Raw genomic sequence first — 22936 nt, forward strand, 5'->3', positions numbered from 1 at the left:
CATGGGTTTAGGAAAAATAATTAAAAATGGATTAATAGATGAAAACCCAACGCTTGTTCAAGTAATAGGTATGTGTCCTACATTAGCAGTTACAACTTCAGCTATAAATGGATTAGGGATGGGTCTTTCTACTACAGCAGTACTAATTTGTTCAAACGTGGCTATATCCATGATGAGAAAATTTGTGCCATCTAAGATAAGAATACCAGCTTTCGTAGTAGTAATCGCAACATTTGTTACTATGGTTGGAATGTTGCTTAAAGCATATATTCCAGCACTTGATAAAGCACTAGGGTTATTTATACCATTAATAGTTGTTAACTGTATAATATTAGCTCGTGCAGAAAGTTTTGCATCTAAAAATAAACCAGTTGAGTCAGCAGCTGACGGATTAGGTATGGGTCTTGGATTTGCGTTATCATTAACAGCATTAGGAGCAATAAGAGAAATACTTGGAAATGGTAGTTTATTTGGATTTGCACTATTTGGAGCATCTTTCCAACCAGCTTTATTATTTATATTACCGCCAGGAGCTTTCCTAACATTAGGATTTTTACTTGCAGGGTTTAATAAATTAAAAGATAAGAAAGCTAATTAGGAGGGATATATATGAATTTAATACTTTTATTTTTAAGTGTTGTATTAGTTAACAATGTTATAACATCTCAGTTTTTAGGTATTTGTCCATTCTTGGGAGTTTCTAAAAAAGTAGATACAGCAGTAGGAATGGGTGTTGCAGTTACATTTGTTTTAACTCTAGCATCTTTTATAACATATTTCGTACAAAAAATATTAGAAATAACTAATAATCAATTTTTACAAACAATAGCGTTTATATTAGTAATAGCATCTATAGTTCAGTTTGTTGAAATGGTAATACAAAAAATGAGTCCATCTTTATACCAAGCACTAGGAGTATTTTTACCCCTTATAACTACAAACTGTGCAGTTTTAGGTATAGCTTTAGTTAATGTTCAAAATGGATATAACTTAGTTGAAACTATGGTAAATGGATTTGGAGCAGGTGTAGGATTTACTTTAGCTATAGTTTTATTTGCAGGGATAAGAGAAAGATTAGAATTAGCAGATATTCCTGAAAGTTTTAAAGGATTTCCAATAACACTAATATCAGCAAGTTTAATGTCTATAGCATTTTTAGGCTTTGCAGGGCTTATAAAGCTATAAGTTAGGGGTGAGATAATTGGCTATAATTAATTCAATTTTAGTTTTAGGTGTAATGGGGTTAATATTTGGAGCAATTTTAGCGTATGCTTCTAAGAAGTTTGCGGTTGAAGTTGATGAAAGAGTAGAATCAATACTTGAAGTATTACCTGGAGCAAACTGTGGAGGATGTGGATTCCCAGGATGTGGAGGTTTAGCAAGTGCTATAGTTGAAGGAAATGCACCTGTAAATGGTTGTCCTGTTGGCGGTAGCGAATGTGCAGATAAAATAGGAGAGATAATGGGTGTATCATCAGAAGCAGGGGAAAAGAAAGTAGCTAACATTATATGTAGCGGAAATTGCTCTGTTTCAAAAGAAAAATATTTATATGAAGGTATAAATGATTGTAGAGCAGCAAGTGCTTTAAATGGAGGTTCTAAAGATTGTAAATATGGATGTTTAGGACTTGGAACATGTGTAAGTGTTTGTCAGTTTGATGCAATTAAATTGATAGATGGAGTAGCTGTTATAGATGAAGAAAAATGTGTGCTTTGTGGTAAGTGTATGGATGTTTGTCCTAAGGGATTAATAACTGAAAAACCTGTTAAAAACAAAGTATTTGTATCTTGTAACAGTAAAGATTTTGGGAAAACAGTAAAAGATAAGTGTAGTGTAGGATGTATAGGTTGTGGAATATGTGCAAAATCATGTCCATTTGATGCTATACATGTAGAAGATAAAATAGCTAAAATAGATTATAGTAAATGCGTACAATGTATGATTTGCGTTGAGAAATGTCCAACAAAAGCTATAAAGGGTAATTTAAATGATAGAAAAAAAGTTACAATTGAAGAAGATAAGTGTGTAGGTTGTACTATATGTAAAAAACAATGTAAGTTTGATGCAATTTCAGGAGAGTTAAAAGAAAAGCATAAGGTAGATACAGACAAATGTGTAGGATGTCATCTATGCGTTCAAAAATGTCCTAAAAAGGCTATTAAAATTTTATAATGTGGATATTATAGAGATATGGATATTTTCCATATCTCCTATTTTTTTAGAAAAAATAAAAATTGTAACTAGAGTGTAACAAAAACGTTCGACATTAACGTTGAATTTTTTACAATATAATGATAAACTAAATAAGTATCAAAAAAGAGGTGAATTAATGAATATAATATTGGCATCAGGATCGCCTAGAAGAAAAGAGATTTTAGAAAATACAAATCTTAAATTTTCTGTCATAACTAGCGATATAGATGAAATAATATTTGAAAATGAGGAGCCTATACAACTAGTTTTAAGACTAGCATTTGAAAAATGTATGAGTGTTGCTCAAAACAATCCAAGTGATTTAGTTATTGGAGCTGACACTATTGTTGTTTTAGACAATGAAATTTTAGGGAAACCTAAAAATGAAGAAGAAGCTTTTAAAACGTTAAGCAAATTATCGAATAGAGAACATCAAGTAATAACAGGAATGAGCATAGTAAACTTAGAAAATGAAAAAAAGTTAGTGGACTATGCTATAAGTAATGTTAAATTTAAAAAATTAACTGACCAAGATATAAAGGATTACATAAGTACTAAAGAGTGTTTAGATAAAGCTGGATCTTACGGGATACAGGGATATGGAGCTCTACTAGTTGAAGAAATAAAGGGAGATTATTTTAATATAGTTGGATTACCAATATCAAAGTTAAGTGATATCCTTAAAATAAATTTCAATATAAATCTTTTTAAATAATTCTAGGGAGGTAATTTTTTATGGGGTCATCAAGTTTATGTATTAGTGTAAAGGAGATGGCATTAGAAGAAAGACCTAGAGAAAAAATGCTTACACAAGGAGAAAAAAGCTTATCTAATGCTGAATTATTAGCAATCATTTTGAGGACAGGAACTAAAAAACAAAGTGTTTTAGAATTAGCAAATTATATAATAAATAAAGATCGACAAGGAATAAGATGGTTAAAGGACATAACTATACAAGAGTTATGTGAAATTGATGGCATAGGGCTATCTAAAGCAGCTCAAATAAAAGCATCTTTAGAATTAGGTATAAGAATAGCGAGTGCAAAACCTACAAAATATAAAATCACAAACCCATGGGATATTTATAAATATTACATGGATAGTTTACGGTATTTAAATAAAGAGGTTTTTAAAACGATTCTTTTGAATACAAAAAACGAAATAATATGTGATATTGATGTTTCTATAGGGACTCTTAACATGTCAGTGGTTCATCCGAGAGAAGTGTTTAGAGAAGCTATAAAAAGAAGTAGTAACAAAATTATTCTTATGCATAACCATCCATCAGGAAGTATAGAACCATCTCGTGAAGATAAGAATGTAACGTCTAGATTAGTAAAATGTGGCGAATTAATAGGTATTGAAGTCATAGACCATATAATAATAGGTGATGGGCTTTATTACAGTTTTAAGGAAAATATGATAATTTGATGGATATATGTGAAAGGAGCTTGAAATTATGGCAAAGAAAGAAAAGAAAGAGAAAAAAGGATTCAAATCTTTATTTGGATTTAATAAAATGTCTAAGGACATGGGAATAGATTTAGGAACAGCAAATACATTAGTTTATATAAAAGGACAAGGTATAGTAGTTAGAGAACCATCTGTTGTAGCTATAAGAGATGACAGTAAATCTGTTTTAGCAGTAGGAGAAGAAGCTAAGAAAATGATAGGTAGAACACCTGGAAATATAGTAGCTATAAGACCTATGAAAGACGGAGTTATAGCAGATTTTGATGTTACTCAAGCGATGTTAAGTTACTTTATTAAAAAAGCAGCATCTAACAAAGGTGTAGTTAGCCCAAGGATAGCAATCTGTGTACCTTTCGGTGTAACAGAAGTAGAAAAAAGAGCTATAGAAGAAGCTGCTAGACAAGCAGGAGCAAGAGATGCATATCTTATAGAAGAGCCTATGGCAGCGGCAATAGGAGCTGGACTTAGAGTTGAAGAACCAGAAGGAAACATGGTAGTAGATATAGGTGGAGGTACTACAGAAATAGCTGTAATATCTTTAGGTGGTATAGTTACTGCTAAATCTATAAGAATAGGTGGAGACGAGTTTGACGAGTCTATAGTTAGCTATGTTAAGAAAGAGTACAACCTAATGATAGGTGAAAGAACTGCAGAAGATGTAAAAATACAAATCGGATCAACATTTAAAGATGACTCAGAAGAAACTATGCAAATAAGAGGTAGAGATTTAATATCTGGACTTCCTAAGACTGAGCACATATCATCATCTCAAGTTAGAGAAGCTTTAAAAGAGCCTATAACATCAATAGTAGATGCTATTAAATCAACTTTAGAAAAAACTCCACCAGAATTATCTTCAGATATAATGGAAAACGGAATAATGCTAACTGGAGGTGGAGCTTTACTTAGAGGGCTTGACAAGTTAGTAAAAGAGCAAACTGGAATGCCTGTTCATATAGCTGAAAATCCTTTAGACTGCGTTGCCTTAGGTACTGGAAAATCTGTAGAAGATCAAGAAATATTTGAAAAAGTATTAATGATGAATAACAGTAGAAGATAATTTAAAGTTGGTGATAGGGTGAAACTAAATAATAATAAGAAAAAAAATAATAGAAAATATAATGTTAAAGTGGTAGCAACTATAGGGGTTGCTATCACTTTAATTGGAATTGTAGGAATATCAATAGGCAGATACTCTAAAGGTGGAATTAAAGGAAGTGGCGTTGTATTAAGTTCGATATCATCAATTGAGAGCAACTTAAACAAAGGGTTTACTTTTATTAAAGACGGTACAAGTAACATATTTAAATTTAAAGAAAACGCAAATAAAGTTGATAAGTTAGAAAAAGAAAATGAAAAATTAAAACAAGAAATAATTAATTTAAAAGAAGAATCATCAAGTACTCAATCTCTACAAAGTTTAAAAAAATCACTAAACTTTATAGATGAAAAATACAAAAAAAATATGATAAGTGCACAAGTAGTAGGTAAAAATGACGGGAACTGGTATAAGTCATTTATAATAGGTGCAGGAAAGAATGACGGAGTTAAAAAAGATAGTGTTGTAGTTGGAGGAAATGGATTGGTCGGTGTTGTTTACGAAGTTTCTGATAACTATAGTAAAGCTATTTCTTTATTAGATACAAAATCATCAGTAAGCTTTCAATTACTAAAAGATCCTAAAAGCAAAGGTGTAATAAGTCAGGAAGCAAATGAAAACAAAAATTATAAAGCAGAAGGTTTATTAGAAGGTTATATGTTCTCAACTTCATATGATGTACTTCCAGGAGATGTTGTTGTGACATCTGGACTAGGTCTATATCCACAATCAATACCTATTGGAACAGTGGAAAAAGTTATTGATGACAAGAACAAAGGTTTAAAAAATATAATAGTAAAACCATATGCTGACTTCAAAAACATTGATGATGTTGTAGTTATCGAACCAAGAAATATAAATTAGAAGGAGAAACTACAAATGAAAAGAATATTACTTTTTCTTATTGGTGTTTTGATAGTTATAGTAGAGGGCAGTATCACTAATTATGTTGATATACTTGGAGTTAGCGTAAACTTTCTTCTAATATATATTACTATAATATCATTGTACTTAGATGATATAGAAGCTGTTACAATAGCTGTTTTATTAGGGTTTGTAAAAGATATAGCTTTAGGCAGTATATTTGGGGTTAATGCTTTGATTTTAGCTGTAGTAGCATATGGAATAAGCAACTTAAATGATAAGATATACAAAAATAGCTATATAACTGTGTTTGCATTAGTTTTTATAACAAGTTTAATAGATTCTATTGTAAATATAGTTCTTTTAGGGACAGTATACCAAACTTATGATATTTTACATATCTTCATTAAGGGGATATGTACAGTGCCACTTGTAAATAGTATAGGAAGCTTAATTTTTTATTATATTTTCAAGGGGTCAATCCTTAAATTGAAAAAAGATTAGTGGTGATTAAATGGATGAAAATAAAAGATTTGATAGGCTTGATATAATAAAGTATATAATTATTGTAGTTCTTTGTATTATACTTGCGAAAATTATATACATGACGACATTTAAGCATGAGCATTATAATGAGTTAGCTAGTAATAAAACATATAAAGAAATTCCGATAAAAGCTCCGCGAGGAGAAATAAAAGATAGATATGGTCGTACATTAGCTTCTAACAGAAACTCTTTCACAATTCACATATCAAATGATGGAGTTAACAAAAAAGATAAAAATGGAAAAACTAAAGCTAATGAAATTTCATTGGAGCTAATCAATTTATTAGAAAAAAATAAAGAGGAATTTATAGATGAATTTCCTATATATGTAGAAAATGGAAAGTACTTCTATACATTCGATAAGAAAATAAGAGATTATAAATTGGAAAATGAGGTTCCGTTGGAATTAAATGCTAAAGAGACTTTTTACTATATAGTTGATAAAGCTATAAAGGAAAATAAAATAGAATCATCTGTAAGAAATTTAGAACCAGCTGAAATTCAAAAAAAGTTAAACTCTGTAGGAATATATCCTCCAATTTTAGTTAAAGACTGGAAGTTTACGGAGCAAAGAAACAAAGAAGACTGGTTAAAAGCATACAAGATAGACAATATAAATATTAATGCAAAAAATGCATTCAAAGAAATCAGAAAATATTATGAAATACCTGGTAGCTTATCTAATACAGATGCTAGGAAAATTATGATTGTTAGAGATGCACTTAAATCTCAAGGGTTTGTTCAATATAAACCTGTAACAATAGCAAAAGATGTAAATGAAAAAACTATATCTGAAATAGAAGAAAGAGCTATAGAATTCCCAGGTGTATCGGTAGCTATAGAGCCAGTTAGGGATTATCCTGAAAAGAACTTAGCATCTCATACTCTAGGGACTATGGGTAAAATTTCAGAGGATGAACTTGCTAAAAAGCAAGAATCTGGAGATACAAGATATAGCAAAAGCGATATAGTAGGAAAAACAGGTATTGAAAGATATTATGAAGATAAGTTAAAAGGTGAAGATGGATACAAAAAGGTTGAGGTTGACTCTGTTGGGAGAGTAAGTAAAGAGTTAGATGTAAAAGAACCAAAATCTGGAGATACTGTATATCTTAGTATAGATAAAGATTTACAAAAGGTATCTGATGATTCATTAGAAAAAATAATAAAAGCAGCAAGATCTGGTGGAACTTTTAATAGTGTATTTGGAAACTATAGTGCAGCTGGAAAAACAGCTCCATATTTAGATTCTGGAGCTATGCTAGTAATTGATGTTAAAACTGGAGACATTTTAGCTTCATCTAGTTATCCTAATTACGATCCAAATTTATTTGCAACAGGAATATCATCAGAGGAATACGAAAAATTACAACCTAAAAATCCTAATGATGTTTTATCAGCAAATCCTCTGAATAACTTGGTTACAAATGGAGCATTCCAACCGGGATCTACATTTAAGATGGTAACGGGTATGGCTGCATTAGAAGGGGGTTTAAGCCCAAATTATGCTATAAATGACCCTGGTGTAATTTATCTTGGAAATAGACCGTTTGCCGATTATGTATGGCATCACGGTAGATCAAACCATGGATATACAAATTTATATAAAGCTATACAAGAATCTTGTAATATTTATTTCTATACTGTAGGTACTGGATATAACTGGCAGTCAAAAGAAAAACTTGGGATAGATACAGGACCTGAGAAAATATTAGAATATGCAAAATTATTTGGATTAAATGATAATACTGGTCTTCAATCTGAAGTAGGAGAAAGTAAAGGACAAGTTCCAAATAAAGAAGATAAACTTAGAAACACAGAAAACTCTCTAAGAATAGAATTAGACAAAAAAATGAGAGATGCTTTTACGGATATAACAAAAGCTAAAAATCCAGATGAGTACAATGAAAGAATTAATGAAATTGTAAGCTGGACTAAAGATAATCCTTCAAGAAATGAAATTATGAAGAGACTTGAAAAGCTTCATGTTAAAGAAGATAAAATAACAGAAATCACTGACTTTGCTAAATTTAACTACTTTAACTTTGGAAATTGGTCAGATGCAGATACATTCAACTTAGCTATAGGGCAAGGGGAAAATGCATATACTCCAGCACAAATAGCTAGATACGTTGCAGCAATAGCTAATGGAGGAAACTTAGTAGAAGCTTCTGTAGTTGATAAAACTGTTTCTAGTGATTTTAAAGATGTTAAGGTAGATACAAATAAAGTTGAAAAAATACCTTTTAAAGATCCTAATAATTTAAAGGATTTAACTCAAGGGATGAAACAAGTTGCTAAAATAGGTGGAGGAAAAAGTGTATTTGCTAATTTCCCTATTGAAACAGCTGTAAAAACAGGTACAGCAGAGAGAAGTGGTAAGATACCTACAGAAAATGAATATGATTACTTAATTAGTCATATGGGATCATATGGGGTATCTAAAGATGAAGCTGTTAAAGAAGCAAACAAACTTTTAAAAGAAGCAAATGAAAAAGCTAAAGTAGAGTTTGAGAAAGAACAAAAAGCTGAAAAGCAAAAAGAAGAAAAAGAAAGCAAGTCTTTATTTGGTAAAAAAGAAGAAAAGGCAGATACAAAGACAGAAGCTGAATTTGTTCCAGACAATAGTGAGGCTACAAAAGCTAGATACTTAAGAAAAGCAATAAAAGAATTAAATCCTAAATTAACAGATGATCAAATAGATGCATATAAACAAGATTATCCATCATTTGCTTGGTCAGTAGGTTTTGCTCCAGCTAATGATCCTGAGATAGCTGTTGTAACAGTTTTACCTAAAGGTAATTCAAGTAGTCTTGCACTACCTCCTATGAGAGAAGTTATGGGACAATATTTCGGATTAATAGATGAAAAGAAAAATAAAGAAGAAAAATCAAATAAAGAAGCGGAAGCTGCAAAAGAACAAGATGGTAATGCAATGAATTTTGCATCTCAGTTAAAAAAATAGAAGGATTTGAAAAAAAATTGGAGAATATATAAAGTGAGATATAGCTTTGGAGGTATAAAATGTCTTTTAAAGCAACAAATGAGGAATTAGTGGAATTTAAAGGAAATAAAAGAGGCATAGTTATCAATGTAAAAAGGAAGGCATCGTTTGAAGAAATTAGACAATGCATAATAGATAAAATAGAAACATCTATAGGTTTTTTCAATGGAGCTAAAATTTATTCTATAAATTATAATCATTTGAGTGATGTGGAATTACTTCGATTAAAGGAAGATATAACTTCAAGATTTGATATTGAGTTTATAGAAGAGGAAATTAAAATACCATATGCTTATCATGATACTAAGTATGTAAATAATATGCGCTCTGGAGAAAATGTAGAGTTCGAAGGCGATGTGGTTGTAATGGGTGATATGAAACCAGGTTGTCAAGTTATAGCGACTGGAAGTGCTGTTGTAATGGGCAATATAAGCCCAGGAGCTAAAGTCATTGCATATGGAAATGTAGTTGTAATGGGTAAAGTTGAAGGATTTATACATGCAGGGTCAAAGGGTAATAAAAATGCTTATATAGTAGCTAATAATTTAAATCCTATGGTTTTAAAGATAGCAAACTATATAGCTGAAGCGCCTGAAGAAGAATATTCGCCACGTGATGATATAAATCCTGAAATAGCATTTACAAATAATGAAACAATAGTTATAGAAAATTATTTACCCAAAAAAATAAATAGATAGTTAATGTAGGAGGGGGTAGTATTATGAGTGAAGTTATAGTTATAACATCAGGAAAAGGTGGAGTTGGAAAAACTACAACAACTGCAAACTTAGGAACTGCTTTAAGTTTAGAAAATAAAAAGACAGTTGTAGTTGATGCTGATATAGGCCTTAGAAATTTAGATGTTGTAATGGGTCTTGAAAATAGAATAGTGTACGATATCGTTGATGTTGTTGAGGGTACTTGTAGATTAAAGCAAGCTCTTATAAAAGATAAGAGATTTGATAATTTATACTTACTTCCAGCAGCTCAAACTAGAGATAAAAATGCTCTGTCTATAGAACAAATGAAAGACTTATGCGATAAGTTAAGAGAGTCATTTGATTTTATAATTATAGATTGTCCAGCAGGAATAGAACAAGGATTTAAAAATGCTATAGCTGGAGCAGATAGAGCGATAGTTGTAACTAACCCTGAAATATCTGCAGTTAGAGATGCAGATAGAATAATAGGACTTTTAGAAGCAAATGAAGTAAAAGACATACGCTTAGTTATAAATAGAATTAGAAATGAAATGGTTAAGCGTGGAGATATGATGGACAAACAAGATATAGTTGAAATTCTTGCTATAGACTTAATTGGATTAGTTCCTGATGATGAAACTATAATAGTTTCTACTAACAAAGGTGAGCCTGCAATATTAGATTCAAGATCTAATGCAGGACAAGCATATAAAAATATTGCAAAGAGAATCTTGGGAGAAGATATACCTCTTATGCAAGTAGAAGAAGAAACTAATATACTAACTAAAATTAAGAAGATGTTTGGAATGGCTAAGTAGTGAAGGGGGATAAATTCATGTTAGATTTATTTAAGATGTTTTCTAATGAATCTAAAACTAGTAAAAATGTAGCAAAAGAAAGGCTTAAACTAGTTTTAGTGCATGATAGAATAGACTGTTCTCCACAGCTTCTAGACCTTATTAAGTCAGATATACTTAAAGTTATTGCAAATTATGCTGAGATAGAAGAAGACGGATTAGAAATAAAAATGGCTAAATCTAGAAGTGATGAAGAAGATGGTCCTATATCAGCATTAGTTGCTAACATACCATTAAAGAATATAAAAGAAAGAAGTAGATAGAAAAATGGGGGGAGCGTATTAGCAAACCCCTTTTTGCATTAACATAAATGATACTGCGTAGGTATTGTCACAAATAAGAAAGATGGTGATAACATGTTTGATTTTAGATCAATGTTTAAATTAATGAAAGAGCTTGATTGGAAGCTAATTGCGATAGTTATTTGTATATTTAGTTTTGGACTTGTTATATTAAGTAGTGCAACTCATGCAACTACAACAGGAAACTATAGACAAATAACTACTCAAGGAATAGCATTTTTACTTGGTATGGGGCTTATATTTGTAATGCTACTATTTGATTATAATTTTATAGGTAAGTATTATAAGGCGTTATACATAGTCAGTATAATATTACTATTGTTAGTATGGATACCAGGAATAGGTAAGGCTAATGCAGGAGCTAGATCATGGCTACACATGGGGCCTTTAGATTTCCAAACTTCAGAACTAGTTAAATTAACTTTTATACTAAGTTATGCAAAGATTGTTGAAGAAAAGAAAGGTAAATTAAAGACAATAAAGGATATCGTGCCTCTTGTAGTATATGCTGCGCCTATAATATTACTTTTACTTGTACAGCCAGACCTAGGAACGGCTATAGTATTTTGTTGTATAATAGGAGGTATGTTGTTTACCGCCGGACTTAATGATAAAATAATTAAAAGAGGTCTTATAGCAATAGTTATAGCTATGCCTCTTATGTATATGGTAATGGCGCCACATCAAAGAATAAGAATAGATGCTTTCTTACACCCAGAGGACGTTACTTTACCTGGTAACTACCAAGTTATGCAGTCAATGATAGCTATAGGTTCAGGTGGAACTACAGGTAAAGGGCTATATGAAGGAACTCAAAATCAAAATGATTTCTTACCAGTTCAAGATAGTGACTTTATATTTGCTGTTATAGGTGAAGAATTAGGGCTCATTGGAATGTTTGTAATAATTTTACTGTACGGATTATTCTTAATAAGGATGATTGTTATTGCAAAAGAAGCCAAGGATTTTTATGGGACCTTAATAGTTATTGGGGTAGCGAGCATGTTTGCTTATCAAGTTATACAGAATATAGGGATGACAGTTGCTGTAATACCTGTTACAGGAGTAACATTACCATTTGTTAGTTATGGAGGAAGTTCTCTTATGACGTCTTTAGCTAACTTAGGTCTTGTACTAAATGTAGGTATGAGAAGAAAGAAAATAAATTTCTAATATATTAGGGGTGACGTATGAATATAGCATTAATAGCACATGATGAAATGAAAAACACTATGGTTGGATTTTGTATAGGATATGAATCTATTTTATGCAATTATGGATTATATGCTACAGGAACTACAGGAAAAAGAATAGAAGATGAAACTAAGTTAAAGATAAAAAGGTTAGCTTCAGGGCCTCTCGGAGGAGATCAACAAATAGGGTCATTAATAGTTTCTCAAGATATTGATTTAGTAATATTTTTAAGAGATCCAATGACAGCTCAAGCTCATGAACCAGATATACAAGCTTTAATTAGACTTTGCGATGTGTACCATGTACCTATTGCTACTAATCTTGCTTCAGCTGAAATATTTATCAAAGCACTAGATAGAGGGGAACTTTCTTGGAGAGAGGTTAGAAAGACAAATACTCAACGTATATAATAAATATATAAATAAAAAAGCTATCTCAAATGAGATAGCTTTTTTATTTATATATTTATTTAATTGCTTCAGCGAACTTAACACCAAAATCAAAACATTCTTGTAAAGTTTCATCACTTGGGAAGAATTTCTTCTTAAGTGTTTCAACAGGCATCTTGAATCCCATATTTTTAACAAGTAGTTCAGCCATAGTTATACCTTCACCACTCCATCCATAAGATCCGAATACTCCAGCAAATTTACCTTGGTTAGCCATAGGATCTATTAGAGAGAAAGCATCCCACATAGGTTTAACCATAGTTCTGTTTATTGTTGGAGAACCAAATAATATTCCTTTAGACATTACCATAACATCATGAAGTTCTGCTAAATCCATATTTTCTATATCGTATAAAGTAGCGTCTTCACCTGTTGATTTTATACCTTCGTATATTTTTTCAGCCATTACTTTTGTATTAGTATAAGCTGATAAGTATAATACAGCTACTTGGTCTTGGTTAGTTGTATTAACAGTTTCAGTAGACCATTCTACATATCTTTTAACTTGAGCCATAGGGTCTTTACTTAATATAGGACCGTGAGAAGTTAATATAGTATCAAAATCTAATCCTAATTCAACAACCTTGTTTACAGCTTTTAAAACATGTTTAGAGAATGGTTTAACTATACAATCAAAGTAGTGTTTAGCTGATTTTAAGTAATCTTCACTATCTATTACATCTGGATCTACGCTTGCAAAGTGGCATCCAAAAGCATCGCAAGTAAGTAATGTTTTATCTTCTTCTATATAAGTAAACATTGTGTCTGCCCAGTGTAAGAATGGTGCAGATATGAATTTTAAAGTTCTTTTACCTATGTTTAAAGTTTCCCCATCTTTTATAACATGACATTTAAATGGTCTGTTAACTTGTTCAGCTAAGTACATTTTAGCTGCATTTGTACATATAACTTCTACATCTGGATTTATATCAAGTATATATTTTAAACTACCAGCATGATCTGGCTCAGTATGATGTATAACAACATAATCTAATTCTTCTATTTTTGTTAAAGATGATAATTTTTCGATAAACTCACCTTTAAAGTTTGGTTTTACAGTATCAAATAACACTTTTTTTTCATCGTCTATAAAATAAGCATTATAAGTTGTCCCAAATTCAGTCTCCATTATGATGTCAAAGATTTTTAAGTCTTTATCTATAACACCAGTCCAATAAATATCTTTTTTAATTTCAAAAGCTTCCTTCATAAAAAATTCCTCCTAAACCGTGATTAATAAAATACGTAATTATATTTAAAATATACCCATTAATAAAACTTTAAAACATATTGTATACAAAAAACTTGAAAAATTCTCAAAACTTTTGCACTCAATACTATATTAACAAAAAATAGTAAAGTTTTGTATATAATAAACTACAAATTGCAAATATATAAGTAATTATATTTTGATACATCTTAGTATATCGTGTATAATAATATTTATGTTTATATACTGAAATAAACTTACGGAGGATTTTTATGAATAAAAAAGTAGACTTGAAGAGGATTCTTAAAAAGGTTGAAAAACCTGCTAGATATTTAGGAAATGAAGTAAATTCGATACATAAAGATACAACAAATGAAAATCTTATAAGATATGCTCATTGTTTCCCTGATCTTTATGAAGTAGGAATGAGCCATTTAGGTAGTCATATATTATATGACGTTATAAATAGAGATGAAGATGTATTTTGTGAAAGAGTATATGCTCCAAGTGTAGATATGGAAGAAAAAATGCGCGAAAATAATATTCCTTTATTTGCACTAGAGTCAAGAGAAGCTATAACTAATTTTGACTTTTTAGCCTTTACACTTCAATATGAATTATCATATAGTAATATTTTAAATATGATGGATTTAGCAAAAGTTGAAATACTTGCTAAAGATAGAAAGTTAGATGATCCATTTATATTAGTTGGAGGACCTTGTGCTTATAATCCAGAACCTATGGCAGACTTTGTTGATATAGTTGTTTTAGGAGAAGGGGAAGAAGTTAACTTAGAAATAGTTAATAGATATAAAGAATGGAAGAAAAATAAGACTACTAGAGATGAGTTCTTATTAGATATAGCTAACATAGAGGGTGTATATATACCTAAATTCTATGATGTATCTTACAATGAAGATAATACTATAAAAGAAGTTAAAGCTAATAGAGAGGGAGTACCACAAAACCCTCACAAAAGAATAATTAAAGATATGGATTTAGTAGAGTACCCAGAAAAACTTATAGTACCATTTATAGATACTGTGCATGATAGAATAGTTTTAGAATTATTTAGAGGATGTACAAGAGGATGTAGATTCTGTCAGGCTGGTATGATATACAGACCTATAAGAGAAAAGAGCTTAGACAGATTAAAAGAAATATTAGAAAAATTAGTTAAGAATACTGGATATGATGAAATATCATTATCTTCATTAAGTACAAGTGATTACAGCAATTTATCAGAGCTTACAGATTACTTAGTAGAAGAATATGCGTCTAAAAATATAGGAATATCTTTACCTTCTCTTAGATTAGATAATTTCTCTATGGAAATAGCTGAGAAGATACAACAAGTAAGAAAATCAGGACTTACTTTTGCTCCAGAAGCTGGAACTCAAAGAATGAGAGACGTTATAAATAAAGGGGTAACAGAAGAAGACCTAGAAAATGCTACAAGAAAAGCATTTGAAATGGGATGGAATAGTGTAAAACTATACTTTATGATAGGACTTCCAACTGAAACATATGATGATTTAGATGGAATAGCAAATCTTGCTTATAAAGTTATAGATATATACAGAGACGTTAATGGTGGTAAATTAAGAAGAGCATTTGGAGTAACTGTTAGTACTTCAACATTTGTTCCTAAGCCTTTTACACCATTCCAATGGCATGGACAAGATACTACAGAGCAAGTTAGAGAAAAGCAAAGACATTTAGTTAAAAAATTAAAAAATGGAAATATAAAATACAACTATCATGATTCAAAAACTAGTTTAATGGAAGCAGTTATTGCTAGAGGAGATAGAAAACTAGGTAAGGTTATATACGATGCGTATAAAGCTGGTGCTAAGTTTGATGGATGGGCTGAGCACTTTAAGCTAGAAATATGGGAAGAAGCAATGAAAAATAATAATCTTGAAATAGCTTTCTATGCAAATAGAGAAAGAGATTATGAAGAAGTATTCCCTTGGGATCATTTAGATGTTGGAGTTAATAAAAAGTTCTTAATTAGAGAAAATGAACAATCAAAGCAAGAAAATGTAACAGTTGATTGTAGACATAAATGTAATGGATGTGGAATAAACACTCATACTATAGGAAAGGGGATGTGCTAATTATGAGTAAAATAATAAGATGTAAATTTAAAAAAGAAAATGACATGATATATATATCTCACCTTGATTTACAAAGGTTATTACAAAGAGCTTTTAGAAGAGCTGAAATACAATTATCATATTCTCAAGGATTTAACCCACACCCTAAGATGAGTTATGGACATGCACTAGCACTTGGTACAGAAAGTCAAGGGGAGTACTTAGACGTTGAAATAGAAGATGATTTAAGTGCTGATGAATTTATGAAAAAAATAAATACTGCTATGCCAGATGGTATAAAGTTTATAAATGCAAAGGAAATAACTAAAGAAGTTCCATCATTAGCATCTACTATAGAATATGGTGAATATATGTTTACGATAGAAGTGGATAAAGAACTATCTAAAGAGTTTATAAAAACTAAAGTAGCAGAATTAATGAATAAAGAAGAAATTATAATAAGTAAGAAAAATAAAAAAGGAAAAACTGTAGAAGTTAACATCAGACCTATGATAAAGAATTTTGATGTTATAGATGTTGAAGATAGAGTTATAACTTTAGAATCAACTATGGCTACAGGATCTAAGGCGAATTTAAATACTAATATATTTATACCTAAAATGTTAGAAGTATTTGAACTAGATATTGATCCATTAGATGTAGATATATTAAGAAGAGAATTATATATAGTTAAAGATGGAGAGCTAGTAACTCCAATGTAGAAAAGAGGTGGATATCCACCTCTTTTCTGATATCGAGAGTGGGTTGCTCGAGTGTGCTATATATGTCTCCTTCACACGACGTGCTTTGCACGTAAAGTGTTACGTCAACACATATAGCACACTCTTCGCATTTGGATAGTAAATGTGTTTCCTTCATACGACATGATTTGCACGTAAAGTGTTACGTCAACACATATAGCACATTCTTCGCATTTTATTAAAATGGATATAAGAAAAGATTGTTGATATTCGATGAAGGTGAATTAAGGAAAGGATAGGAAGTGAGCTTTTGAAAAATATTGTTATAGAGTCATTGGTTAATTCTCAAAAGGTAGCTGTTTTAGAAGATGGAAAATTAAGCGAACTTTTTATAGAGAGTAATTCGAGTAAGAATGTTTCTAATATTTATAGAGGTGTTGTAAAAAAGGCATTAAAAGGTATAGAAGCTTATTTTGTTGATATTGGAAGTGACAAGCTTGCATATTTAAGCATGAAGAAAAATGAAGAGGTCAAATGTGGACAAGATATTTTGGTTCAAGTAAATAAAGAAGCTATAGGTACAAAAGGTGCAAAACTTAATACTGAAATAAGTTTTGCAGGAAGATACTTAGTTTATATACCGTCAAATGATAGGCTTACTATATCAAATAAAATAAAATTAGAAAAAGAGAGATTTAGATTAAAAAAGATAGTTCAAGGCGTGGATGAAGAATTTACGGGGATTATAAGAACTGAAGCGGTTGGATGTTCAAAAGAGGAAATTGAACAAGATATATTTGATTTAAAAGAAAAATACAACACAGTTTTAAAAGAATACAAGTTAGGCATAGGACCAAAACTTTTATACAAGGATCTTGATTTTGCATCTAAGTATGTAAAAGATAATGTAAATGACAGTGTTTTAAAAATTATTGTGAATAATAATGATAAGTACGAAGAACTAAAAAACATACTAGGACATATAGATAAGAATTATAAAGAAAAATTATTATTAGAAAATAATAAGAATGTATTTGATCTACATTCAGTACAATCTCAGATAGATAAATGCTTAAATAGAAAAGTATGGCTAAAAAGTGGGGGATATTTAATAATAGATAAGACTGAAGCATTGACAGTAATAGATGTTAACACGGGAAAATTTACTGGAAATTCCAATTTAGAAGAAACAATATATCAAACTAACTTAGAAGCAGCTATAGAAATTTCTAAACTTCTAAGGATTAGAGATATAGCAGGAATAATTATTGTAGATTTTATAGATATGCAAAAAAATGAATACAAAAAAAATCTATTAGAAGTTTTAAGCAAAGAAACGGATAAAGATAGAAGAAAAACAAATGTTATGGGGATGACAAAACTTGGATTAGTTGAAATTGCGAGAAGAAGAGAAAAAGATTCTATAGATAATTACTATCTTAGTCAATGTTTTGTATGTAAAACTGGAGAAAGTATAAAGTCGATTAATAGAATTTTAGACGAAATAGAAAAGGAAGTAATGAGAATAAAAGAACATACTTCGTATAGACAAGTTAAAATAGAATTAAATCCTTATGTTTCAGACGAAATAGATAAAAATTATAAAGATAAAATAGATAATATAAGCAAGAAATACAATGTAAAAATAAATATAGATAAAAAAGCCGAAATTCAGCATGAAAATATGAATATTATTTTTAATAGTTAGTTGACAGTTTATATAAATTATAGTATTATTTATAAATGTAGTGCCGCTCAATAAAGGTTTGAAAATCTCTTATGAGTACCTTGTATTGGCGAGTTTGAGACCGAGGAGGTGTATTTATGTACGCTATAGTTAAAACTGGAGGAAAGCAATACAAAGTTGCTGAAGGTGATGTAATCTTCGTAGAGAAGTTAAACGCTAACGAAGGTGATGTAGTTACTTTAAACGAAGTATTAGCTTGTTCTAAAGATGGAAACTTAGTAGTTGGAGCTCCAACTGTTGATGGTGCATCTGTAACTGCTAAAGTTGTAGAGCAAGGTAAAGCTAAGAAAGTTATAGTTTTCAAATATAAAGCTAAAAAAGACTACAGAAGAAAGAACGGACATCGTCAAGCTTACACTAAGTTAGTAGTTGAAAAAATAAACGCTTAATTGTAATTGCCATGATAAAAGTTAAATATTATCAAAACGACGATTTCATGCTTAAAGGTTTTTGTCTTAATGGACATGCTGACTATGCAGAACTTGGTTCTGATATTGTATGTGCTGCGGTTACATCCAATGCATTATCAGTTATAAATTCTTTAAGTAAATTGCAGAAAATTGAATTTGATAAAGTTATAGGCCAAGAAGGTCACATTGAATGCATTGTTAAAGATGAATATCTAGACAAAGCTCAATTGTTACTACAACATTTTCAATTAGCTATTAGTGAAATTAAAAGGGAATACCCAAAAAATATAAAAATTCTAAAAAAGTAGGAGGTGACTCCAGAATGTTAAAAATGAACTTACAATTACTTGCATCTAAAAAAGGGGTAGGATCTTCTAAGAACGGTAGAGATTCTGTTTCTAAAAGATTAGGTGTTAAGAGATTCGATGGACAAGTTGTAACTGCTGGAAGTATAATAGTTAGACAAAGAGGAACTAAGATACATCCAGGAACTAACGTAGGTAAAGGTGGAGATGACACTTTATTCGCATTAGTTGACGGTGCTGTTAAATTCGAAAGAAAAGACAAGAAAAGAAAAAAAGTAAGTGTATACCCAGTTGCTGAGTAATACGCTAAAAAAAGGAGTGTTCATACACTCCTTTTTTAAATATAATGATTAAAATAGCTCGGAGAGAATTTATATTATAGATTGTGGCAAATATAAATAAAAAAGCTTTAAAAAAGAAGGTGAATTAATATGTTTATAGATAAGGCTAGGATATTTGTAAAAGCTGGAAACGGTGGTAACGGATCAGTATCTTTTAGAAAAGAAAAATACGTTCCAGCAGGAGGACCAGACGGAGGAGACGGAGGTCGTGGAGCTAGTATAATATTTAAAGTTGATTCAGGATTAAGAACATTAATGGATTTTAAATATCAAACTAAGTATTCTGCACAAGCTGGTGGAGATGGAACTAAAAAAAGACAAGCTGGTAAAAACGGTGAAGATTTAGTTTTATTAGTTCCTCCAGGAACAATAATAAGAGACGAAGCAACAGGTCTTATAATAGCTGACTTAAAAGAAGAAGGCGATGAAGCAGTAGTTGCAAAAGGTGGAAGAGGTGGAAGAGGAAATCAACACTTCGCCAATGCAATAAGACAGGCTCCTGCATTTGCTAAATCAGGAACTGATGGAGAAGAAAAGTGGATAATATTAGAGTTAAAAATGATAGCTGATGTTGGTTTATTAGGATTCCCAAATGTAGGTAAATCAACATTTTTATCAGTAGTAACTAAAGCTAAACCAAAAATAGCTAACTATCATTTCACAACTTTAACACCAAATTTAGGAGTTGTACAAACTAAGTTTGGCGAAAGTTTTGTACTTGCTGATATACCAGGACTTATAGAAGGTGCTGCAGAAGGTATAGGATTAGGTCATGATTTCTTAAGACACGTTGAAAGAACTAAGGTATTAATCCATATAGTTGATATATCAGGAATAGAAGGCAGAGATGCTTTAGAAGATTTTGATAAAATAAATGATGAGTTAAAGTTATATAATGAAAAGTTATCTACTAGACCTCAAGTTGTTGTTGCTAACAAAATAGACATAATGGAAGATGAAAGTAACTTTGAAAACTTTAAGAATGAATTAGAGTCAAGAGGATATAAAGTATTCAAGATGTCTGCAGCAACAAGACAAGGAATTGATGATGTTATAGCTTACGTTGCTCAATTATTAAACGAAGTTGAAGACGTTGAGTTAGTAACTGAAGAAGAAATGTATAGACCAGAATTAGTTCAAGAAACTGAAGATGGACTAGAAGTTGAAATAGAAGATGGAGTATATGTTGTTACAGGTAAAGCTTTAAGAAGAATAATGTACTCTGTTAACTTTGAAGATATGGAATCTGTTCAGTTCTTCCAAAAATCTATGGAATCTCAAGGTGTATTTGATAAACTAAGAGAAATGGGCATAGAAGATGGAGATACTGTTAAGATATACGATATAGAATTCGAATTCTATAATTAAAATTAATTAAAGACGTAAAGAGGTGGACACATGTTAAAAGGTAAGCAAAGAGCATACTTAAGATCTGTTGCTAACACTTTAAAACCTATAACTCAAATAGGTAAAGAAGGAGTTACAGAAAGCTTTTTAGATCAATTAGAAGATATGTTAAAAGCTAGAGAAATAGTTAAAGTTTCTATATTAGAAAATGCTGGATTAGATGCTAAAGAAACTGCAAATGCTATATGCGAAGCTATAAGAGCAGAATTTGTTCAAGCTATAGGATTTAAGTTTACTATATATAAAAGAAATGAAGAAGATCCAAAGATAATATTCCCAGGACACGAGCAAGCGAAAGCTAAAAAAGTTGATAATACAGTGTCTAAAAAAGGAAGACCAACTAAAAAATCTAGAAGATAATTTATGAGATGCCCAATTTAACTGGGTATCTTTTTTTGTGAAATTTTAAAATTCAAAAAAGTAGAAAAAATGATTGAAATGTGTTAATATATCATAAATAATGGGTAACTGCTATATTATAATTTAAAACTAGATATAATAAATTAAGAAATTTATTTAAAATACATTATTTTTTAAGGAGAAAAGAGATGAGAGTTGTAATTATTGGTGGAGTAGCAGCTGGAATGAGTGCTGCTGCAAAATTAAAAAGAATGAAACCTGATTATGAAGTAGTTGTATATGAAAAAACAGATGTTGTATCATTTGGAGCATGTGGACTTCCATATTTTGTTGGTGGTTTCTTCGATGATCCTCAAAATATGATAGCAAGAGCGCCTGAAAAGTTTGTTGAAAGTGGAATAGACTTAAAAATATTCCATGAAGTAACTTCAATTGATACTGATTCAAAAAAATTAAAAGTTCAAGATGTAAAAAATGGAGAAATATTTGAAGATTCATATGATAAATTAATGATAGCAACAGGGGCTAGTAGCATAATACCTCCTATAAAAAATGTTAAACTTGAAAATGTGTCAACATTAAAGAGTTTAGATGATGGTATAAAAGTTAAAGAACTAATGAATAGAGATGAAATAAAAAAAGTTGCTATAATTGGTGCAGGATTTATAGGTCTTGAAGCAGTTGAAGCAGCTAAAAAATTAGGGAAAGAAGTAACTGTATTCCAACTAGAAGATAGAATTTTACCTCAAGTATTTGACAAAGAACTTACTGATATATTAGAAGAAGAAATTAAAACTCATAATGTTGATTTAAGATTACAGGAAATAGTTAGTGAGTTAGTTGGAGAAGAAAAAGTTAAAAAGGTTATAACAAATAAAGGTGAATATGATGCAGATTTAGTTATAATAGCAACTGGAGTAAGACCGAACACAGCATTTTTAAAAGATAGTAAAGTTAATATGCTACCAAATGGAGCAATTATTGTTGATGAGTTTGGAAAAACTTCAGTAGAAGACATATATGCAGCGGGTGACTGTGCAACTATAAAAAATATAGTAACAGGACAAGATTCATATGTTCCGCTTGCAACAGGTGCTAATAAATTAGGAAGAATAGTTGGAGAAAATTTAGCTGGAGCTAATAATAGTTTCCAAGGGTCTTTAGGATCTAGTTGTATAAAAATTATGGATATGGAAGCTGCATGTACAGGATTAACAGAAGTACAAGCAGAAAAGTTAGGAATAAAGGTTAAATCTAAGTTTATATCAGACTTTAACCAAACTAATTATTATCCAGGAAGAAATAAAATGTATGTAAAGCTTGTATATGATGCTGATACAAAAGTCATATTAGGAGGACAAGTTGCAGGATATAAAGATGCTGTTCAAAGATGTAATGTAATAGCTGCATCTATATTTGGAAAATTAACAACTAGCCAATTAGGTATGCTAGATTTATGTTATGCACCACCATTTGCAAGAACATGGGATATACTTAATGTAGCAGGTAATGTATCTAAATAATTAAAATATAAAACTGATAGTAATACTTATTAAAGTATTACTATCAGTTTTTTGCGTTTAAGGAAAATATATTTAATAGAAAGTTTCAAATAATCATTGAAAATATAAATAATAACCACTTATAATATTTATTTTACTTATGATAAAAGC

24 protein-coding genes are annotated in these 22936 nt (G+C 30.4%); 23 read left to right on the forward strand and 1 reads right to left on the reverse strand.

What is annotated here, in order from left to right:
• The first annotated feature begins 1 nt into the window (after position 1).
• The 14 genes from rsxE to mgsA all read left to right on the forward strand — a co-directional run bounded on the left by rsxE (position 2) and on the right by mgsA (position 12644).
• Positions 2 to 598 carry an electron transport complex subunit RsxE gene (rsxE, locus tag GFJ41_RS06255; protein WP_035114619.1) on the forward strand — a complete coding sequence of 199 codons (597 nt, stop codon included), beginning with the start codon at positions 2 to 4 and terminating at the stop codon, positions 596 to 598.
• Positions 599 to 609: 11 nt separating this feature from the next.
• Positions 610 to 1185, forward strand: coding sequence for an electron transport complex subunit RsxA (gene rsxA / locus GFJ41_RS06260; RefSeq protein WP_021428592.1), 576 nt, complete (start codon positions 610 to 612; stop codon positions 1183 to 1185).
• A gap of 16 nt (positions 1186 to 1201) precedes the next feature.
• A complete protein-coding gene (locus tag GFJ41_RS06265; protein WP_035114616.1) occupies positions 1202 to 2173 on the forward strand; it encodes an RnfABCDGE type electron transport complex subunit B in 972 nt (323 codons plus the stop codon).
• Positions 2174 to 2330: 157 nt separating this feature from the next.
• Entirely contained in the window at positions 2331 to 2909 is a 579-nt protein-coding gene (locus GFJ41_RS06270) for a Maf family protein (RefSeq protein WP_170074910.1), read from the forward strand.
• Between the two features lie 56 nt (positions 2910 to 2965).
• On the forward strand, positions 2966 to 3625 hold the full coding sequence (gene radC / locus GFJ41_RS06275) for a RadC family protein (RefSeq protein ID WP_025161248.1): 660 nt from the start codon (positions 2966 to 2968) through the stop codon (positions 3623 to 3625).
• A 28-nt stretch (positions 3626 to 3653) separates the two neighbouring features.
• On the forward strand, positions 3654 to 4727 hold the full coding sequence (locus GFJ41_RS06280) for a rod shape-determining protein (protein WP_035114612.1): 1074 nt from the start codon (positions 3654 to 3656) through the stop codon (positions 4725 to 4727).
• A gap of 18 nt (positions 4728 to 4745) precedes the next feature.
• Positions 4746 to 5630 (forward strand): rod shape-determining protein MreC, encoded by an 885-nt coding sequence (gene mreC, locus GFJ41_RS06285; protein WP_035114610.1) that lies wholly within the window; start codon positions 4746 to 4748, stop codon positions 5628 to 5630.
• A 15-nt stretch (positions 5631 to 5645) separates the two neighbouring features.
• A complete protein-coding gene (mreD, locus tag GFJ41_RS06290) occupies positions 5646 to 6134 on the forward strand; it encodes a rod shape-determining protein MreD (RefSeq protein WP_035114608.1) in 489 nt (162 codons plus the stop codon).
• Positions 6135 to 6144: 10 nt separating this feature from the next.
• A complete protein-coding gene (locus tag GFJ41_RS06295) occupies positions 6145 to 9141 on the forward strand; it encodes a penicillin-binding transpeptidase domain-containing protein (RefSeq protein WP_035114606.1) in 2997 nt (998 codons plus the stop codon).
• A 59-nt stretch (positions 9142 to 9200) separates the two neighbouring features.
• Positions 9201 to 9878 (forward strand): septum site-determining protein MinC, encoded by a 678-nt coding sequence (locus GFJ41_RS06300; RefSeq protein ID WP_021428605.1) that lies wholly within the window; start codon positions 9201 to 9203, stop codon positions 9876 to 9878.
• 23 nt (positions 9879 to 9901) lie between these two features.
• Positions 9902 to 10699, forward strand: coding sequence for a septum site-determining protein MinD (gene minD / locus GFJ41_RS06305; RefSeq protein ID WP_021428589.1), 798 nt, complete (start codon positions 9902 to 9904; stop codon positions 10697 to 10699).
• A gap of 17 nt (positions 10700 to 10716) precedes the next feature.
• Positions 10717 to 11001, forward strand: coding sequence for a cell division topological specificity factor MinE (minE, locus tag GFJ41_RS06310; protein ID WP_021428631.1), 285 nt, complete (start codon positions 10717 to 10719; stop codon positions 10999 to 11001).
• Between the two features lie 93 nt (positions 11002 to 11094).
• On the forward strand, positions 11095 to 12213 hold the full coding sequence (gene rodA, locus GFJ41_RS06315; protein WP_170074911.1) for a rod shape-determining protein RodA: 1119 nt from the start codon (positions 11095 to 11097) through the stop codon (positions 12211 to 12213).
• Positions 12214 to 12230: 17 nt separating this feature from the next.
• Positions 12231 to 12644 carry a methylglyoxal synthase gene (gene mgsA, locus GFJ41_RS06320; RefSeq protein ID WP_035114603.1) on the forward strand — a complete coding sequence of 138 codons (414 nt, stop codon included), beginning with the start codon at positions 12231 to 12233 and terminating at the stop codon, positions 12642 to 12644.
• Positions 12645 to 12699: 55 nt separating this feature from the next.
• On the opposite strand, the gene GFJ41_RS06325 is transcribed toward mgsA, so the two are convergent.
• A complete protein-coding gene (locus GFJ41_RS06325) occupies positions 12700 to 13893 on the reverse strand; it encodes an FprA family A-type flavoprotein (RefSeq protein WP_025162087.1) in 1194 nt (397 codons plus the stop codon).
• Between the two features lie 272 nt (positions 13894 to 14165).
• Between GFJ41_RS06325 and GFJ41_RS06330 the strand changes: the two genes are divergently transcribed.
• The 9 genes from GFJ41_RS06330 to GFJ41_RS06370 all read left to right on the forward strand — a co-directional run bounded on the left by GFJ41_RS06330 (position 14166) and on the right by GFJ41_RS06370 (position 22786).
• A complete protein-coding gene (locus tag GFJ41_RS06330) occupies positions 14166 to 16013 on the forward strand; it encodes a TIGR03960 family B12-binding radical SAM protein (RefSeq protein WP_170074912.1) in 1848 nt (615 codons plus the stop codon).
• A 2-nt stretch (positions 16014 to 16015) separates the two neighbouring features.
• A complete protein-coding gene (locus GFJ41_RS06335; protein WP_021428612.1) occupies positions 16016 to 16714 on the forward strand; it encodes a TIGR03936 family radical SAM-associated protein in 699 nt (232 codons plus the stop codon).
• Positions 16715 to 17003: 289 nt separating this feature from the next.
• Positions 17004 to 18401, forward strand: coding sequence for an Rne/Rng family ribonuclease (locus tag GFJ41_RS06340; protein ID WP_035114599.1), 1398 nt, complete (start codon positions 17004 to 17006; stop codon positions 18399 to 18401).
• Positions 18402 to 18517: 116 nt separating this feature from the next.
• On the forward strand, positions 18518 to 18829 hold the full coding sequence (rplU, locus tag GFJ41_RS06345) for a 50S ribosomal protein L21 (protein ID WP_021428602.1): 312 nt from the start codon (positions 18518 to 18520) through the stop codon (positions 18827 to 18829).
• An 11-nt stretch (positions 18830 to 18840) separates the two neighbouring features.
• Entirely contained in the window at positions 18841 to 19158 is a 318-nt protein-coding gene (locus GFJ41_RS06350; protein ID WP_025162085.1) for a ribosomal-processing cysteine protease Prp, read from the forward strand.
• 14 nt (positions 19159 to 19172) lie between these two features.
• On the forward strand, positions 19173 to 19457 hold the full coding sequence (rpmA, locus tag GFJ41_RS06355; protein WP_021428632.1) for a 50S ribosomal protein L27: 285 nt from the start codon (positions 19173 to 19175) through the stop codon (positions 19455 to 19457).
• A 129-nt stretch (positions 19458 to 19586) separates the two neighbouring features.
• Positions 19587 to 20864, forward strand: a complete 1278-nt coding sequence (gene obgE, locus GFJ41_RS06360) for a GTPase ObgE (RefSeq protein WP_021428640.1) — start codon at positions 19587 to 19589, stop codon at positions 20862 to 20864.
• 30 nt (positions 20865 to 20894) lie between these two features.
• Positions 20895 to 21263 (forward strand): YhbY family RNA-binding protein, encoded by a 369-nt coding sequence (locus GFJ41_RS06365; RefSeq protein WP_021428595.1) that lies wholly within the window; start codon positions 20895 to 20897, stop codon positions 21261 to 21263.
• A gap of 188 nt (positions 21264 to 21451) precedes the next feature.
• On the forward strand, positions 21452 to 22786 hold the full coding sequence (locus tag GFJ41_RS06370; protein WP_170074913.1) for a CoA-disulfide reductase: 1335 nt from the start codon (positions 21452 to 21454) through the stop codon (positions 22784 to 22786).
• Positions 22787 to 22936: the final 150 nt, after the last annotated feature.

The sequence above is a fragment of the Paraclostridium dentum genome (assembly GCF_012922555.1).
Classification (GTDB): Bacteria; Bacillota; Clostridia; order Peptostreptococcales; family Peptostreptococcaceae; genus Paraclostridium; species Paraclostridium dentum.